Below are 16,240 nucleotides of genomic sequence, written 5' to 3'. Positions count from 1 at the left end.
TGCTGCCTGCTCAGCCTGCGTCCAGCGACCGCCAGCCCCGCGCATCGCGAACCTGCAACGGCGCGCCGGGCTGATCGTCCAAACGCAGCAGGTGCAGCCAGTCGTTCTCCACCAGTTCACGCACCACCTGGTGCTCGGCGATGACCCGGTCGATCATCGCGCAAGGCGCGGCGATCACCACACTCAGGCGCAGCGGCCGATGCAGCCAACGCTGACCGTCGTGCAATGACTGCCGTGCCAAGCCGATGCGCAGGTCGCCGCCGTTACCCTCGAACACGCCGATATGCCCGCCCACCACGTTGTGCAGCACCTTGTTGCCGCTGCCGAAGCGCTGGTTGTCGGTGGTCGAGGTCAGGTACTGCAGGTTGATCCAGTGCGCCACCACCATGGGCGCGGTCATGATCAGTTCCAGCACCTTGCCGCCCTCGTCCAGACGCCAGTCATAGTCATGCAGGAAAGCACGACCCTGCAGGTCGAGGCCACGGCTGCGTGCGCGTGGTGCGGCGATAAAGGCAGCGTTGCCGGCCAGGCCCCACTCTGGCCGCGTCTGCGACCAGTCGTTGGCGCGCCGGCGCAGCGCGGCGAACAGCCGCCCAGGGCGCTCGACCAGGTGCTCCAGACCCAGGCGCGCAGCGCGCTCCTGACGCACTTGCACCGCGGCGGCATCAAGCGCTTCACGCAGCCGCAGCCAGTTGGGTGCCAACGCGGCGGGCAAGGCCTGGCTGTCGAATACCTGCACCTCGTCGGTGGTGGTGTTGTGCAAGCCGGCCAGCACGCGGCACTCGGCCGGCAGCTCGATACCCTGCCCGACCAGCCCCTGACGCACCTGCGGATCATTGAGCAGGTCGGCCAGCACGCGGGCGTTGACCTCCCCGCTCTGCCCGCAGCAGGCGCCACAATCGAGCCCGGCTGCCTGCGGATTGTTGGCACTCTGGCTGCCATGGCCGAGCAACAGGATCAGCGGTGGAAAGTCCCGCGTCAGGCTCATCGCCCGCAGGATACGCGCAGCCAGTTCGACCCGCTGGGCATCGGCCTGGGGCGCCAGCACCGGGCGCAAGCGTTGCCACTCGCTGGGCTTCCAGCCCACCTGCTCGGCCGGCAGGCCTGCGCTCAGCAGGCCGCTGGTACGCCCGAGCAGGCTGGCGGCGTAGCCCAGGCCGAGCGACTCGACCAGAGTGAAACCGGAGGCCGGCAAACGCTCGAACAGGCGCCAGCGCCCCTGGCGGGTCAAGCGGGTCTGACGCCGCTCGGCCAGTTGCGCATTGCAGGTTGCATCTGCGCAGCTGTCGCTGATGGTCAGTTGCGGCGCCAGCAAACCGGGCAGCTGCGGACGCGTGGCGCTGGTGCCCAGCGGCGTGTAGGCGATGGGCAGGCCGAAGAAGCCGGCGAAGCCGCCGGTCTGCAACTGCGGGCAGACGGACTCCAGCGCACGGCGCAGCGGCTCGGAGCGCACGTCGATGCAGAAGTACACCTTGGCCAGCGGCGTCTCGATTGCCTGCTGCGCCGACTGGCTGCCCAGCAGCCTTTGCAGATGCGCCTGCCAGGCCAATTCCTCGGCGCGCTGCCACAGTTGCAGCGCCTGCCAGGCCGCTGAGGGTGCCTGGCTGCGTGCACCCTGCCAGGCCCGGCGCCAGTTATCCCAGCGACTGCCCGGCTCACGCCGGCGATCATCCACCAGCCATTCCCAGGCGGCGCGGATGGCCAGCAGATCGAACAGCGTGGCATCGTCGCCACCACCTTGCCGAGCCTGCCAGCGCTGGTAGGCGCACCACGAGGCCCAGCCCAGGTTGCGCAGCAGCAGGCAATCGAACCACTCCTCCAACTCCGCCGCCTCCAGCCCCAGGCGCTGCACCGCCACTTCCAGGGCTGCCTGGGGTTGCTGCGGCAGTTCAGCAATACGGGCGCCCAGTTCCGGGCAGGCACTGAGCACGCTGAGGCCCCGGTCATCCTGCATGGCCTGGCGCCAGGCCTGGTAGAGCCCCCCTTGACGATCCACATGCCAGTCCGCCTGGCTGTCGTCGAACCAGGCGGCGCAGCACTGGCCGATCTGCTGGGTGATCAGCGTCGGCCAGCCCGGCAGCGCGATCTCCGCGTCGGCGATGTCCTCCAGCAGCAGCAGGCCGCGCGTGTATTCATCCATGTCCTGCAGCGCCTGCACAAGCTGCGCCACCGTCCAGCCATGAGCCTCGTCGGCCAGCACCTGCTGCAGGTGGTGCTCGCCAATCTCGCCGCTGGCCCAGGCCTGGCGATAGTCTGCAGCGGCCAGGGTCAGGCGGCTGCCGGCGCGGCGCCAGAGTTGCTCGGCCACTTCGCCCCAGCGCTGCTGGCGGCGCTCCCACAGGGGGCTGACCGCGATCAGGCGATCCAGCGGCCAGGTCGGGGCAATCCGTTCGCAAGCCCGCGCAGCAGCGGCCTGCAGGGTGTCCCGGTCGATCACGGCGAAGTATTCGATAGCGGTCATGAGTGCTCTCCATTAACGGCGACGGTGGACTGCAGTGGGCGTACCGGCATCAGGCGTACCGGCCACAGGCGAAAGGTCAGGCGAGTGAAGTGTTCGTCGAGGAAGAAACCGGCAAATGCCGCCGGATACAGCCGCCGCGCAAGCGCACCGTGCGGCCGCGCGACGATCCAGGCCTGCAGCAGGTACAGGGCAAGGAACAGGCCCAGGGCGACCAGGCTCAACGCCAGCGGCGCGCCCGGCAGCTGCGTGCCGCTGGCGAGAATCCAGCTCGCCGCCAGGTGCCACAACAGGTACAGCCCCAGCAGCAACGCGAGGGTGATGCTGGCGTACAGCGTGCTGCCACGCCGCAGGCACCAGGGCGCCAGGCCCACGGCGAGGATGACCAGTGCCTCCAGCGGCAGCGGATGCTGCGGCAGCACTTGGCGCCACAGCTGATCGAGCCCCACCACCGCCAGCGCTGCCAGTGCCAGCGCCAGCAGCAACGCGCCCAGCCCCGGCGCCGGGCGCGCCGGCTGCAAAGCCTGGTGACGCACCTGCAGCACCGTCTCGCCGGACGCCAGGAAGGCATGCGCCTTGTACAGCGAGTGCGCCAACAGGTGCACCAGCGCCAGTTCGTAGAGGCCCAGGCCGCATTCAAGGAGCATGAATCCCATCTGCGCGCAGGTCGACCAGGCCAGGCGCACCTTGATGCTGATCCGGGTCATCATCACCAGCGCCGCGAGCACGGCCGTCAGGCCGCCGACCAGCACCAGCAGGGTCTGTGCGACCGGCGCAGAGGACAGCAAGGGCGCAAAGCGCAGCAGGACGAAGCCGCCCAGATTGACCACCCCGGCATGTAACAGCGCCGATACCGGCGTCGGTGCCTCCATCACCTGGATCAGCCAGCCGTGCACCGGCAACTGCGCGGACTTGAGGATCACCGCCAGCACCAGCAGTACGGCCGCCAGGTGCAGCTCCCAGCCCAGTGCGCCGCTGCCCTGCTGCACCGCCACCTGCTCGAGAATCGCCGTCAGTTCGCTACTGCCCGCCGCCCGCACCAACAGCACGCTGGCCAGCAGCAGGCAAACGTCAGCCAGGCGACTGGCGAGGAATTTCTTGTGCGCCACCACCAGCGCCATGGGCCGGTCGCGGTAGAAGGTCAGCAACTGGTGCAGGCACAGACTGGAAACGATCCAGGCCGCGACCAGCGCATACAGGTCGCGGCTGGTGACCACCAGCGCCACCGCTGCCAAGGTGCCGAGCAGCGCCAGCAGGTAACGACGCTGGCCGGGTTCACCCTGCAGGTAGCGCGCGGAAAACTGGATGATCACCAGCGCCAGCAAGCTGATCAGGCTGGCCATGGCCAGCCCGAGACGGTCGGCCGGTTGATCATCCAGTCCAGCCTGCAACAGCGCAGCCAGCACCAGCGCGAGACCCGTGATGGCGGCCAAACGACCCGGCCACCAGAGGCTGGCCTGCCGACTGCGCGGCCACAGTGCCACGGGCAGCAGCGCCACGGCGTACAACCAGGGCAGCCAGGTGGCCAGTTGAGAAAACAAAGGGAGCATGAGCGATCTCCGGAGATGAGCGATGACGATAGTCTCCGGTAGTGCTTTATTTATTTAAAATAGATTGATAAGAATCTAACGTTCACTTTTAGAGAACCACCCATGCGCCGTCTCAATTTCCATCATCTGCACTACTTCTGGGTCGTGGCCAAGGAAGGCAATCTGACCCGCGCCGCGCAATCCCTGCATGTGGCACAGTCGGCGCTGTCGACGCAGATCCGCGCGCTCGAGGAGCAACTCGGCCACGCCCTGTTCATCCGCTCCGGGCGCAACCTGCTGCTGACCGAGGCCGGGCAACTGGTACTGGATTACGCCGACAGCATCTTCGCCCTCGGCAGCGAGTTGCAGATGACTTTGCAAGGTGCGCTGCAGGCCAATCAGCAATTACGCATCGGCGCTGTCGCCACGCTGTCGCGGAATTTCCAGGAGAACCTGCTGCGGCCCTTCCTCGGTCGCGGCGAACTGCGCATCGTGCTGGAGTCGGGCAGCTTGGGCGAATTGCTGGAACGCCTGGCCCTGCACAAGCTGGATGTGGTGTTGACCAACCAGGCGGTGAGCAGCGATGCCCAGCGCTCCTGGCGCTGTCGTTTGCTGGATCGGCAGAGCGTGTGTCTGGTCGGCCCGCCGCGCGCCGGCGAGTTCGACCTGCAGCGCGACCTCCAGCAGGCGCGTCTGATCGTGCCGGGGCGCAGCAGCGACATCCGCAGCCAGTTCGACCTGTTCTGCGACAGCCGAGGTCTGCGCCCGGACATCTGCGCCGAAGTCGACGACATGGCCATGCTGCGTCTGCTCGCGCGCGACTCCGGCGACATGGCGCTGTTGCCGGCGGTGGTGGTGCAGGACGAACTGCAAGCTGGCGTGCTGCAGCTCTATGCCGAGATTCCGGAGATCGCCGAACAGTTCTTCGCCGTGACCCTGCAGCGCCATTTCAACCTGAGCATTCTCGAAGAGCTGCTGGCCTGACGAGTCCGTTGCACCGCTACGACGATGCGAGTGCCTGGTGAAACGCCCGCACGTTGGCGAAGGCCTCGCCGAAATAGGCCTCGTAGCTGTGTTTCTCGACATAGCCCAGGTGCGGCGTGCAGAGCACGCGCGGATGGGTCAGCAGTGGATGATCAGCCTGCAGGATAGGCTCCTGCTCGAACACATCCAGCGCGGCCTGGCCTGGCCGGCCGCGATCCAGCGCCTCGAGCAGCGCCCCCGGTGCGATCAGCTCGGCACGGCTGCTGTTGACCAGCAGCGCGTCGGACTTCATCCGCGTCAGGTCGTCGGCAGTCACGCAATGCCGCGTGGCGTCCACCAGGCGCAGGTGCAGGCTGACGATATCGGCCTGCGCGAAGAAAGCCTCGCGCGTCGGCGCGGCCTCATGGCCATCAGCGACCGCTGCCTGGCGCGACGTCTCGCTGCCCCACACCAGTACCTGCATGTCGAAGGCCCGCGCATAGCGCGCCAGGCGCTGGCCGATCTTGCCGTAGCCCCAGATACCCAGCGTCTGGCCGTACAGACGTTGCCCCAGGTTGACCTGCCATTGCCCGGCATATAGCCCGTTCATGGCCTCGCGCAACCTGCGTCGGGCGTTGAGAATCAACGCCCAGGTCAGCTCGGCGGCGGCAATCGGCGAGCCGGTGCCTTCAGCGACCGTCACGCCACGTGCGCGACAGGCCTCAAGATCGAGATGCGGCCCTGCCCGCCCGGTCTGGCTGATCAGCTTGAGCCTGGGCAGACGCTGCAACAGCGCGGCGTCGATGCGTGTGCGCTCGCGGGTCAGCACCAGTGCGTCGGCCTCGGCGAAACGCTCGGCCAGCACGTCCGGGTCACTGACGGGATCGTGATACACGCGGACATCGAAGCCTTCCAGCAGGCGGAAACACTCCAGCTGCTGCACGACGTGCTGATAGTCATCGGGTATCACGATACGCATGCAGCTTCTCCTCCGTCGGTATCAGGCGACGCTGGGGGCGCCAGCCTTCTGACCGCGCGCACGCCAGGCGCGCCAGAACGGCAGCACGGCCATCACCGCCACCAGCGCCCAGACCACCCAGGTAATCGGGCTGGCGAAGAGGATACCGATATCACCGCTGGACAGCGACAGCGCACGGCGCAGGTTCTGTTCCATCATCCCGCCGAGGATGAAGCCCAGCAGGATCGCCGATAGGGGGAAATCCAGCTTGCGCAGCACGTAGCCGAACAGGCCGATGGCGATCATCAGATAGAGGTCGAAGGTGGTCGCGTGCACCGCGTACACGCCGATGGCAGTAATGATCGCCACCGCCGGCACCAGCGCCCAGTAAGGCACGGCGAGCACCTTGGTGAAGATCTTGATCATCGGCACGTTCATCACGATCAGCATAATGTTGGCGACGAACAGCGAGGCGATCAGGCCCCAGACGATGTCCGGCTGATGCTGGAACAGCAGCGGCCCGGGCGTGATGTTGTACAGCGTCAGGGCGCCCAGCATCACCGCCGTGGTGCCCGACCCCGGTACGCCGAGGGTCAGCATCGGCACCATGGAGCCACAGGCCGCGGCGCTGTTGGCGGTTTCCGGTGCAGCCAGGCCGCGCAGGTCACCGTTGCCGAACTTGTTGTCCTTGACCGCCATGCGCTTCTCGCTCATGTAGGACACCGCACTGGCCAGGGTCGCGCCGGCACCCGGCAGCACGCCGAGGACGAAGCCGACCACGCCACTGCGCAGGTTGGTGGCGAGCACGAAGCCGCCCTCCTTGAGGTTGAACAGCATGCGCCCACTGGCCTTGATCGCCTTCTGGCCATGGTGGGTACGCTCGAGCAGCACCAGCAGCTCACTGACCGAGAACAGCCCCAGCACCAGTACCACGAACTGGATGCCGTCGGCCAGCCCGAGGCTGCCGAAGGTGAAGCGGTAGACGCCGCTGTTGGCGTCGATGCCCACGCACGACAGCAGCAGGCCGAGCAGTGCCGCCACAGCGGTCTTCAGCGGCTTGCTGCCGGCCATGCCGGCTAGGCAGGTAATGGCGAAGACCATCAGCACGAAATACTCGGCCGGACCGAAGGCCACCGCCCATTTCGCCAGCAGGGGCGCGAACAGCACCACGCCGATGGTGGCGATCACGCCGCCGATGAACGAACTCCAGGCCGACAGCGACAGCGCCACGCCGGCCTGGCCCTGACGCGCCAGTGGGTAACCGTCCAGGGTGGTCATCACCGCGGACGCCTCACCCGGAATGTTGAGCAGGATCGAGGAAATACGGCCGCCGTACTCGCAGCCCAGATAGACAGCGGCGAGCAGGATCAGCGCCATCTCCGGCGGCAGGCCGAGGGCGAAGGCGACCGGAATCAGCAGCGCCACGCCATTGATCGGGCCCAGGCCCGGCAGCAGACCGACCACGGTGCCGATCAGGGTTCCGCACAGTGCGGTGATCAGGTTGTAGGGACTCAGCGCCACGCCGAAGCCATGGCTGAGATAACCGAGCGTTTCCATGGATCAGCTCTCCAGATTGGCGAGAATGCCGAGCGGTAGCGGTACCGCCAGGGCTTTGTCGAACAGCAGGTACAGGCCGATGGCGAGTACCACGCCACTGATCAGGCTGTGCAGCCAGCGGCCGCCATACAGGCGCGCCATGCCAATACCGAACAGCACGCTGGCGAGGATGAAGCCGAGCGTTTCGAACAGCATCGCGTAAGCGAGCATCAGTCCGAGGAAGGTCAGCGACTTGAGCAGCACCGCCCGATTGAGCGGCGGCTCCTCACCTTCGGCTGGCGCTGGCGGTTTGATCAGCAGCTGCACGCAGCCGAATGCGATCAGCAACAGCAGAAGCAATGGGAAGGCTTTCGGCCCGACCGGTTCATAGGAAAAAGGCGCGCTGTAGCCCCAGGCCAGAACGGCCAGCCCACAGCACAGCAGCAGGGTGATACCTGCAAAGATACGATCTTGCATGGTGTTGCTCCGCAGCGATGCGCCACCCGCAGGCGGCGCATGGGACTATCACTCAACCAGGCCGAATTCTTCGCCCAGCTTGCGGTATTCCTGTACCTGCGCCTTGACCAGCTTCTCCAGCTCCGGGCCGGTCACGTAGTCGGGCAACACATCACGATCAGCCAGGTAGGCCTGGAAGTCCTTGGAGGCGTTGAGCTTGTCGAACTGCGCGTGCCACCAGGCCACGTCTTCGTCCTTCACATCCGGGCCGAGGAAGTAGCCACGGATCAGCGGCCACTGAATTTCGTAACCCTGCTCACGCGCGGTGGGGATCGACGCCAGGTCGCCGTCCAGACGTTTCTCGCTGAAGATCGCCAGGGTGCGAATCTTGTTGCCCTTCTGCGCGCGAATCTCGCTGGCACTGCCAGTAACCAGATCGACGTGCCCGCCCATCAGCGCCATGTAGTGCTCGGCACCACCTTCGAACGCGGCATAGCGCAGTTCACGCGGATCGACGCCAGCGGCACGGGCCAGCAGTGCGATCTTCATCCAGCCCTGACCACCGATGCTGCCGCCACCGCCGACGATGACGCTCTTGGGATCTTTCTTCAGCGCCTGAACCACGTCATCAAGGTTCTTGTAGGGCGAGTCCTCACGCACGGCCAGGGTGCCGTAGTCGTTGCCGATCACGGCCAGCCACTTCACCGCGTTCTCATCGAAACGGCCGTACTTGCCCAACGCCAGGTTGAGCAGCGAGGCGCCGGAGAAGGCCACCAGGGTGCCAGGCTCGGCACGGCGGTTGGCCGCGATGGAGTTGTAGGCCACGGCGCCGATGCCGCCTGGCATGTAGGTCACGCGCATGGGGGCCTTGAGCAGCTTTTCATCCTTGAAACCGGCCTGGGCCAGCTTGCAGGTCAGGTCGAAGCCACCGCCCGGCTTGCTCGGGGCGATGCACTCAGGACGCGCCGGCTCGTTGGCCAGCACGGAGGCACTGGCCAGCAGCGCAGCCAGGGAGAGCGGCAGGATACGGCGAATGGAACGGGTGATCATGATGGGTTCCTCTTATTAGATTTGTAGGCAAAGACGCTGGGTTACCAAATCGGCACGATGTAGCTAAGGATCAGGCGATTCTCGTCCAGATCACGGACGAAGCTGGAGCGATAGGTCGCGTTGCGCCAGGTCACGGTCAGGTTCTTCAGGGCACCCTGGCCGAAGGTGTAGGCGATATCGGTGTTGCGCTCCCATTCATGGCCCTCGCCTGCGGCGAGGTCGACCTGGTCGCCACGCACGTAGCGGGTCATGAACTTCAGGCCAGGCACGCCGACGCTGGCGAAGTCGAAGTCGTAGCGCAGTTGCCAGGAACGCTCATCCGGCCCGGCGAAATCGTTGATCTGCACGAAGTTGGTCAGATACGGCGTGGCGCCATCGACATAGGTGAACGCATCGTCACCGCGCATCTTCTGGTAACCAAGCCCCAGTGCATGACCGGCAAGGCTGTAGGTGAACATACCGTTGAGCGCCTGGTTGTCGATCTTGCCGGCGCGCTCCTGCCCTGCCTCGGCGTTGTTGAAGTAGCGCAGATCGCTCTTCAGCTTGCCTGGGCCCAGCGGCAGGGTGTGCTGCACGCCCGCAAAGTGCTGACGGTAGACGTCGCTCAGCTCGGCGTAGTGGTAGCTGACCACCAGTTGCGGATTGATTGCATAGTCGACACCGCCGAAGCGCAGTTCATCGCTCTCCGGGCTGCCACCGAAACGGCCATTCTTGTTGTTCAGGGCGAGCTTGTCCGAGCCGGACACTTCACGCTGCACCACACGATTGATTTCACCCAGGGTAAAGGTGGCACGTTCGAGATCCTTGCTCTGCAGCTGCCAGCCCTCGTACACCTGCGGCAGCAGGCGCGAGTTGCTGAATTGCAGGTATGGCATTTTCGGCATCAGCGTGCCGACGCGCAGTTGGCTCTCGGCGAACCGCACCTTGCCGGTCACGCCCAGCTTGCTGTAGTCGTCCTCGGGGCGATTCTTGCTGTCACTCGGCAACAGGTCGGTACCGATACGATCCTTCGAGGAGTCGAGCTTCAGGCCGAGCATGCCGATGGCGTCGACACCGAAACCAACCGTGCCCTGGGTAAAGCCGGACTCCAGGTTGAGGATGAAGCCCTGAGCCCACTCCTCGCGCTTGTTTTGTCCCGGAAACTGACGGAAATCCCGGTTCAGGTAGAAGTTGCGCAGCTCCAGGCTGGCCTTGCTGTCTTCGATGAAGCCGGCCGCCTGCAAACTGGGCAGCGACAGTGCCGACACACCGCAAGTGGTCAGCGTCAGGAGGGTCTTTCTTGTCATTATGGTCAAGCCCTTGATGTGGTGGTGAGTGAAGCGGTGTCAGGTTCCGGTTCTACGGCTGACCGGGACGTACACCTCGCCGGAGAACAACCGGCGCGCGGTGCGCACCAGGGAGGCGCGCATGTTCTGGGGCTGCCCGTCTGCTGCGGGCTGCAGGGAGACTTCGATCTGCCCGCCGGGATGTTCGAGGCGCACCAGCGCCTCACCGGAGATGGGGGCGATGTCCTGAGCGATGCTGCCGGCCACCGCACAGGCAGTCGCGAGGCCGATGGCACCGGTCGCGGCCACCGAACGGTGGCAGTTGTGCGGCATGAAGTAGCGCACGCTCAGGGTGCCGCCATGGCGTGCCGGCGCCAGCAGCACCGGCTTGGGAATCACCATCTGCGAAACATCACCGAGGCCCATGGCCAGGCCGGCCTGCAGGCGGATGCGCTCCAGACGCTGGAGAAACGCTGCATCGGCGTCCAGCTCGGCCGGCGACTCGTAACCGGTTTTGCCCAAGGCCTCGGCATGCAGCAGCACCATCGGCATGGCCATGTCGATGCAGGTGGCCTCCACCCCATCGAACTGGTCACGGCAGCGGCCGGTGGGCAACAGGCTGCCGGTCTTGGCACCAGCGGCATTGAGGAAAGTCAGCTGGATCGGCGCGGCCGTGCCCGGCACACCGTCGATGGCGGTGTCGCCGTCGTAACGCACACGGCCACCCGGCGTCATCACGTCGGAATCGACGAAGGTGTTGGTGTTGAGGTTGCGGATACGCACACGGGTCATCGGCGAGCCGGCGTTGACCAGGCCGTGCTCGATGGCGAACGGGCCGATGGCGCAGAGCATGTTGCCGCAATTGGGCGCGGTATCGACACGGCGCTGGGTGACCATGACCTGCACGAACAGGTAATCGACATCGGCATCCGGATGAGGCGAGCGGCTGACGATCGCCACCTTGCTGGTCTGCGGGCTGCCACCGCCGATGCCATCGATCTCCAGCTCATGACCCGAGCCCATGAGGTTGATCAGCAGCTCGTCGCGTTGCTGCGGGTCACTGGGCAGGTGGTTGGCCAGAAATACCGGGCCCTTCGAGGTGCCGCCTCGCATGAGTACGCAAGGTACCGTCCGCATGATGCCTCCAACGCATTAAAACTGTTGATTGTTGCTTTGAGTTGATTATGAGGAGCCTTTGTTTCTTCTGTAAAATGCATATATTTCGCTATTTATTCCAAAATATGCATTAATGCATGAGTCAGCTGCCCTGACTTGCCAGCCATAAGGAGAAAGACTAGGGTTCATTGGTAAAATTCAGGCAAAAATACAGACGACTAATAACGAGCACGCATGAATTACGAACTCCAGGACATCCGTGCTTTCGTGAAAATTGCCGAATTCGGCAACTTTCACGAAGCCGCCAACGCCATTCATCTGTCTCAACCCGCCCTGACTCGGCGCATGCAGAAGCTCGAAGAGAGTCTGGGCACGCAACTGCTCGACCGCACCACGCGGCGTGTCAGCCTGACCGCAGTAGGCCGCGACTTCCTGCCCAAGGCGCAGCGTCTGCTGGACGATTTCGAGCGTTCAATCCTCGGCATTCGCGAACTGGCCGAGCGCCAGTCAGGCCAGGTCACCCTGGCCTGTATCCCGACTGCGGCGTTCTACTTCCTGCCCACGGTAATCCGCGCCTTCAACCTGCAATACCCGAAGATCCGCATCCGCATCCTCGACCTCAGCGCACACGAAGGCCTGGAGGCGGTGATCCGTGGCGAAGCGGATTTCGGCATCAACATGCAGAGCGGCCAAAGTGCGGAAATCGACTTCACTCCGCTGGTCAACGAACCCTTCGTGCTGGCCTGTCGACGTGACCATCCACTGGCCAAGCAGCCGGAAGTGGCCTGGCGCGAACTAAGCGACTATCGCCTGATCGGCGTCGGTCGCCTCAGCGGCAACCGGGTGCTGCTCGACCATGGCCTGGCCCATCTGGACTGGCGGCCGAGCTGGTTCTACGAGGTGCAGCACCTGTCGACGTCACTAGGCATGGTCGAAGCCGGGCTCGGCATCGCCGCCCTCCCCAGCCTGGCCATGCCCGCCGAAGACCACCCGATTCTGGTCAGACGGCCGCTGGTCGACCCGGTCATCAGCCGCACGTTGGGCCTGGTACGACGCCGAGGTTCGTCGCTGTCGCCTGCCGCCGAGCAGTTCGTCGAAACCCTGCTCAGGCAATGGCCAAGCTATACATCGCTGGGTACCGATAGCGAATCGGGTTGAGCAGCCGCGCCCGCTCGGTTGAGCGGGTGCGACGAGCCGGCTCAGAGGTGGGTGAACACGCGCTCGGCCGGCAGGCGCGATTTCGGCAGCGCGGCATTGAAATCGCTGTCGCTGCGATAGCCCAGCGAAACCATCACCAGGCTGCGCAGACCGCGATCAGCCAGGCCCAGCTCGCGATCCAGTGTGTTACGGTCGATGCCTTCCATCGGCGTGGCATCCAGGCCAAGGCTGGCTGCGCCCAGCAGCAAAGTACCCAATGCCAGATAAGCCTGCTGCTCCATCCAGTGCTGCGTATCGCCCGCTTCGCGATGCAGGTTCACGTAGCCACCGCGGACGTTCTGTTGAGTCGTGCGTGCCGCCTCGTCACGGAAGCGTCCGTCGGCGCCCTCCTGATCCAGCACGGTGGCCAGATGCTCGTCACTCAGTTCACTCAGGGTGCAGATCAGAATCACGTGCGAAGCATCGAGCACTTTCCCCTGGTTGGCGGCGAAAACGCCCTGCGTACCCTTGGCCAGGCGCGCCTTGCCCTCGGCGGTGCTGGCCACGACGAAGTGCCAGGGCTGCGAGTTGACCGACGACGGCGCCAGGCGCAACAGCTCCAGCAGTTCGTCGATGGTCGTCTGATCCACCTGGCGCGTCGCATCGTAGGCCTTGGTGGTGTAGCGCTTGCGGGCGAAGGAAACGAGGCTCATGAAACTTCTCCTGAATCAGTGGGTGAAAAAAGATGGCCACTAGTCTGAACCAAGCAGGTAAGTGAAAACAGCCTGCAGGCACGGCAGGAGTTTCAACGCCAACACGAAAATCGCCCCACTGGTCTGAGGGCGATTGGTCAGTGACGACAGGTTCCTGCAAATCGGTCCAACGTGCGCGCCAGGAAGCGGGAAGCCGGCGCCACGATCTGCTCCTGCGCCGCCACCAGCGGCAGGTCACGCGCGCCCTCGGCGGTCTGTTCGACCAGCGCATAGAGCGTCGCGGTCGCCAGTTCCAGGGCCTGCGGCAATGCCTGCCCCGCCAGCAGACGGCCAAGCAAGGTCGCGGAGAACACATCGCCCATGCCATTGGGCAAGGGATGCAGGGCCAGACGCGGCGTACTCACCAGCCAGGCGCCCTCGCCATTGACCGCCAGGGTGCCCAGCTCGCTCTCGGGGATATCCGGCGTCGCCAGGCTGGTGATCACCACGACATCCGGCCCCCGGCCACGCAATTGCCGAGCGATCTTCACCGCCTCCTGCAGGCTGCCCAGCTTCGTGCCGGTGAGCAGCTCGAACTCGAACTGGTTGGGCGTGATGATGTTGGCGAAGGGAATGGCCTGGTCACGCAGAAAGTCCGGAATCGCCGGATTGACGAACACGCCCCGACCGACATCGCCCATCACCGGGTCGCACAGGTAACGCACGTTTGGGTTGTGCTGACGAATCTCGCCGACCGCTTCGAGGATGACTCGACCACTGTCGGCATCGCCCAAGTACCCGGACAGAACCGCCGACAGGCGCGGCAAAACACCACGCTCACGCAACCCCAGCAGCACTTCGCGCACGTGCTCGGCACCGAATACCTGGCCGCGAAATTGCCCGTATCCGGTGTGGTTGGAGAACTGCACGGTATGAATCGGCAGCACCTCGAAGCCCAGGCGCTGCAAGGGAAATACTGCCGCGGCATTACCGACGTGGCCCCAGGCGACATGGGATTGGATCGATAGAACCAGCGGCGGCAAGACGGCACTCATCAGGAGCTCCGGCAGTGAAGGAAGGAGCGGCGATTATTCGTCAAATCGAGGCGGCGTGGCCACTGCCGGCTCGTCCTGCTCTACCCACAGGGTGCTTAGTCCAGCAAGGCCCGACACTAGGTCGGGTCTGCAAGATCAGTCACTGACAAGCGGTTTGATCGCCGCAGCTCATCTACAGCGACAGTAGCCCCAGACAGAGTATCGGGAAGGCCACCAGTAGCACTACGCGCAGCAGATCGGAGGCGATGAAGGGCATGATTCCGCGAGCGGTTTCGACGAAGGGCACGTTACCGGACGCCTTCTGCACGATGAACAGGTTCATGCCCAGCGGCGGTGTGATCAGTCCAATTTCCACCACCATCAACACCAGAATGCCGAACCAAACCGACTTTTCAGAAGCATCGAGCCCGTAGAAGTCCAGGCCCATGATCAACGGATAGAAAATTGGGATGGTCAGCAGGATCATCGCCAGCGAATCCATGACGCAACCCAGCAGCAGGTACAGCACCAGGATCGCCACCAGCACCAGCATCGGGGCCAGGCCCGCCTCGCTGACCCAGCTCGCCAACTCGGCCGGCATCTGCGTCAGGGCCAGGCCGGAGTTGAGCAGGTCAGCGCCCAGCAACACCAGGAAGATCATCGCCGTGGTTTGCGCCGTGCCGAGCAGGCTGACACGCATGCCCGCCCAGCGCATACCACCTTGCAAGACCGCGAGAATGCCGCAGGCTGCCGCGCCGATCGAAGCGGCTTCGGTCGGGTTGGCCCAACCGCCATAGATGCCGACGATGACCACGAGAAACACCCCGATTACCGGCAGCACCTTGACCAGGGCGCGCACGCGCTCAGCAGTACTGGCCTTGGGCACCGACTCGATGCTGTCCTGATCGCGGGCCACCATGATGCGCAGCACGATCATGTAGCCGATCACCGCCAGGATGCCGGGAACGACCGCCGCCACGAACAGCTTGGCAATCGACTCCTGGGTCAGCACCGCATAGATGATCAGCGGCACCGACGGCGGAATCAGGATGCCCAGCGTACCGCCAGCCGCAACGGTGGCGGTGGCCAGGCGCCCCGAATAATGGTGGCGACGCAGTTCCGGCAAGGCGACATGGCTCATGGTCGCCGAGGTCGCCAGGGACGAGCCGCAGATCGCGCCAAAGCCGGCGCAGGCGCCGATGGCCGACAGCCCCAGACCGCCGCGCAGGTGCCCGACGAAAGCCGACGCACACTGGAAGATCAGCCGCGACAGCCCACCGTGCGTGGCGAACTGGCCCATCAGCACGAACAGGGGGATCACCGCCAGGTCATAGTTCGACAGTCGTGAGTAGGCCAGGTTGTTGAGGGTGAACAGCAGCGAACTCCAGTCACCATCGTTCACCGCCCAATAGCACAAGGCGCCACCGAGCAGCATGGTGATGCCGATATGCACCCTCAGCACCAACAACACCATGGTCAAACCAAGAGCCAGAAGCCCCAGAGACAAGCCACTCATTCGGTTACTCCCCGCCCACACGAAATATCGGTAATACGTACCAGCGCACAGATCGCCAGCAACACCAGACTCGGCACGATCATCGCCAGCGGCATCCACAGCGGAATGGCGAGCAAGGTGGTCATGTCGCCGTACTCCTTGCTGTCGAGCATCTGCAAGCCTGTACGCCAGGCCAGCAGGAGGGCGAAGGCACAGCACAGCAGATGCGCCAGCCAGTCGAGGCACAGCTTGACGCGGCGCGGCGCCCACATGGTGAAGGCATCGGCTTTCAGGTGATTGCCGCGCAATTCGCACATCGGCAGGAAGGCGGCGATCGCCACGGCGGCGCCCACCTCCATCAACTCCATGTCGCCGCGAATGGGTGAGGAAAACAATTTGCGCCCGACAATGGAGATCAACGACATGTTCACCAGCACCAGCAACACGCCCCCGCCCGCCAGGGCGAACAGATAGGTCAGGCGCTCGATGGCGCGACGCAGCAAGCTATGTTCCGTAGACTCATCCGCGCTGACGATCAACGACTCTTTCAT

Annotated in this window: 14 protein-coding genes; 2 read left to right on the top strand and 12 right to left on the bottom strand. The window is 64.7% G+C overall.

Going from position 1 to position 16,240, the window contains the following annotated elements:
- Nucleotides 1-10: 10 nt before the first annotated feature.
- Both VC352_RS00340 and VC352_RS00335 read right to left on the bottom strand, forming a co-directional pair.
- On the bottom strand, nucleotides 11-2,461 hold the full coding sequence (locus VC352_RS00340; protein WP_322977599.1) for a DUF2309 domain-containing protein: 2,451 nt from the start codon (nucleotides 2,459-2,461) through the stop codon (nucleotides 11-13).
- Nucleotides 2,458-4,008: an NADH-quinone oxidoreductase subunit L gene (locus VC352_RS00335; protein ID WP_322977598.1), complete on the bottom strand. Its 1,551-nt coding sequence runs from the start codon at nucleotides 4,006-4,008 to the stop codon at nucleotides 2,458-2,460. The genes VC352_RS00340 and VC352_RS00335 overlap by 4 nt, the downstream gene beginning before the upstream one ends.
- Before the next feature lie 102 nt (nucleotides 4,009-4,110).
- On the opposite strand from VC352_RS00335, the gene VC352_RS00330 reads away from it, so the two are divergent.
- A complete protein-coding gene (locus VC352_RS00330) occupies nucleotides 4,111-4,971 on the top strand; it encodes a LysR family transcriptional regulator (protein ID WP_322977597.1) in 861 nt (286 codons plus the stop codon).
- A gap of 16 nt (nucleotides 4,972-4,987) precedes the next feature.
- Here VC352_RS00330 and VC352_RS00325 read toward each other — a convergent pair whose 3' ends face one another.
- From VC352_RS00325 to VC352_RS00300, 6 genes are read right to left on the bottom strand one after another with little or no spacing between them, the layout of a single operon-like run.
- Nucleotides 4,988-5,929: a D-2-hydroxyacid dehydrogenase family protein gene (locus VC352_RS00325; RefSeq protein WP_322977596.1), complete on the bottom strand. Its 942-nt coding sequence runs from the start codon at nucleotides 5,927-5,929 to the stop codon at nucleotides 4,988-4,990.
- Nucleotides 5,930-5,950: 21 nt separating this feature from the next.
- Nucleotides 5,951-7,465 (bottom strand): tripartite tricarboxylate transporter permease, encoded by a 1,515-nt coding sequence (locus tag VC352_RS00320; protein ID WP_322977595.1) that lies wholly within the window; start codon nucleotides 7,463-7,465, stop codon nucleotides 5,951-5,953.
- A gap of 3 nt (nucleotides 7,466-7,468) precedes the next feature.
- On the bottom strand, nucleotides 7,469-7,921 hold the full coding sequence (locus VC352_RS00315; RefSeq protein WP_322977594.1) for a tripartite tricarboxylate transporter TctB family protein: 453 nt from the start codon (nucleotides 7,919-7,921) through the stop codon (nucleotides 7,469-7,471).
- 48 nt (nucleotides 7,922-7,969) lie between these two features.
- On the bottom strand, nucleotides 7,970-8,950 hold the full coding sequence (locus VC352_RS00310; RefSeq protein WP_322977593.1) for a tripartite tricarboxylate transporter substrate binding protein: 981 nt from the start codon (nucleotides 8,948-8,950) through the stop codon (nucleotides 7,970-7,972).
- A 41-nt stretch (nucleotides 8,951-8,991) separates the two neighbouring features.
- Nucleotides 8,992-10,236, bottom strand: coding sequence for an OprD family porin (locus tag VC352_RS00305; protein ID WP_322977592.1), 1,245 nt, complete (start codon nucleotides 10,234-10,236; stop codon nucleotides 8,992-8,994).
- A 39-nt stretch (nucleotides 10,237-10,275) separates the two neighbouring features.
- Nucleotides 10,276-11,352: a 4-oxalomesaconate tautomerase gene (locus VC352_RS00300; protein WP_322977591.1), complete on the bottom strand. Its 1,077-nt coding sequence runs from the start codon at nucleotides 11,350-11,352 to the stop codon at nucleotides 10,276-10,278.
- Nucleotides 11,353-11,565: 213 nt separating this feature from the next.
- On the opposite strand from VC352_RS00300, the gene VC352_RS00295 reads away from it, so the two are divergent.
- A complete protein-coding gene (locus VC352_RS00295) occupies nucleotides 11,566-12,489 on the top strand; it encodes a LysR family transcriptional regulator (RefSeq protein WP_322977590.1) in 924 nt (307 codons plus the stop codon).
- Nucleotides 12,490-12,530: 41 nt separating this feature from the next.
- Here the strand turns inward: VC352_RS00295 and nfsB are convergent, their stop codons facing one another.
- From nfsB to VC352_RS00275, 4 genes are all read right to left on the bottom strand, one after another.
- Nucleotides 12,531-13,181 (bottom strand): oxygen-insensitive NAD(P)H nitroreductase, encoded by a 651-nt coding sequence (gene nfsB / locus VC352_RS00290; RefSeq protein WP_322977589.1) that lies wholly within the window; start codon nucleotides 13,179-13,181, stop codon nucleotides 12,531-12,533.
- Between the two features lie 137 nt (nucleotides 13,182-13,318).
- Nucleotides 13,319-14,215, bottom strand: coding sequence for a pyridoxal kinase PdxY (pdxY, locus tag VC352_RS00285; RefSeq protein ID WP_322977588.1), 897 nt, complete (start codon nucleotides 14,213-14,215; stop codon nucleotides 13,319-13,321).
- Between the two features lie 172 nt (nucleotides 14,216-14,387).
- The gene (locus VC352_RS00280; protein WP_322977587.1) at nucleotides 14,388-15,710 is read right to left on the bottom strand and encodes a TRAP transporter large permease; all 1,323 of its coding nucleotides are present in this window, start codon (nucleotides 15,708-15,710) and stop codon (nucleotides 14,388-14,390) included.
- Nucleotides 15,707-16,240 (bottom strand): TRAP transporter small permease, encoded by a 534-nt coding sequence (locus tag VC352_RS00275; RefSeq protein ID WP_322977586.1) that lies wholly within the window; start codon nucleotides 16,238-16,240, stop codon nucleotides 15,707-15,709. Before VC352_RS00275 ends, VC352_RS00280 begins: the two co-directional genes overlap by 4 nt.

This window comes from Pseudomonas sp. C11, assembly GCF_034683865.1.
Taxonomy (GTDB): Bacteria; Pseudomonadota; Gammaproteobacteria; order Pseudomonadales; family Pseudomonadaceae; genus Aquipseudomonas.
Note: the sequence above shows the minus strand (reverse complement) of the source record. Positions and strands in the feature narration are given on the sequence as shown.

Bases quoted from the DNA above. Each gene is read 5' to 3' on its own strand.
- VC352_RS00340 (WP_322977599.1), bottom strand. From the start codon at position 2,461: ATGACCGCTATCGAATACTTCGCCGTGATCGACCGGGACACCCTGCAG.
- VC352_RS00335 (WP_322977598.1), bottom strand. From the start codon at position 4,008: ATGCTCCCTTTGTTTTCTCAACTGGCCACCTGGCTGCCCTGGTTGTAC.
- VC352_RS00330 (WP_322977597.1), top strand. From the start codon at position 4,111: ATGCGCCGTCTCAATTTCCATCATCTGCACTACTTCTGGGTCGTGGCC.
- VC352_RS00325 (WP_322977596.1), bottom strand. From the start codon at position 5,929: ATGCGTATCGTGATACCCGATGACTATCAGCACGTCGTGCAGCAGCTG.
- VC352_RS00320 (WP_322977595.1), bottom strand. From the start codon at position 7,465: ATGGAAACGCTCGGTTATCTCAGCCATGGCTTCGGCGTGGCGCTGAGT.
- VC352_RS00315 (WP_322977594.1), bottom strand. From the start codon at position 7,921: ATGCAAGATCGTATCTTTGCAGGTATCACCCTGCTGCTGTGCTGTGGG.
- VC352_RS00310 (WP_322977593.1), bottom strand. From the start codon at position 8,950: ATGATCACCCGTTCCATTCGCCGTATCCTGCCGCTCTCCCTGGCTGCG.
- VC352_RS00305 (WP_322977592.1), bottom strand. From the start codon at position 10,236: ATGACAAGAAAGACCCTCCTGACGCTGACCACTTGCGGTGTGTCGGCA.
- VC352_RS00300 (WP_322977591.1), bottom strand. From the start codon at position 11,352: ATGCGGACGGTACCTTGCGTACTCATGCGAGGCGGCACCTCGAAGGGC.
- VC352_RS00295 (WP_322977590.1), top strand. From the start codon at position 11,566: ATGAATTACGAACTCCAGGACATCCGTGCTTTCGTGAAAATTGCCGAA.
- nfsB (WP_322977589.1), bottom strand. From the start codon at position 13,181: ATGAGCCTCGTTTCCTTCGCCCGCAAGCGCTACACCACCAAGGCCTAC.
- pdxY (WP_322977588.1), bottom strand. From the start codon at position 14,215: ATGAGTGCCGTCTTGCCGCCGCTGGTTCTATCGATCCAATCCCATGTC.
- VC352_RS00280 (WP_322977587.1), bottom strand. From the start codon at position 15,710: ATGAGTGGCTTGTCTCTGGGGCTTCTGGCTCTTGGTTTGACCATGGTG.
- VC352_RS00275 (WP_322977586.1), bottom strand. From the start codon at position 16,240: ATGAAAGAGTCGTTGATCGTCAGCGCGGATGAGTCTACGGAACATAGC.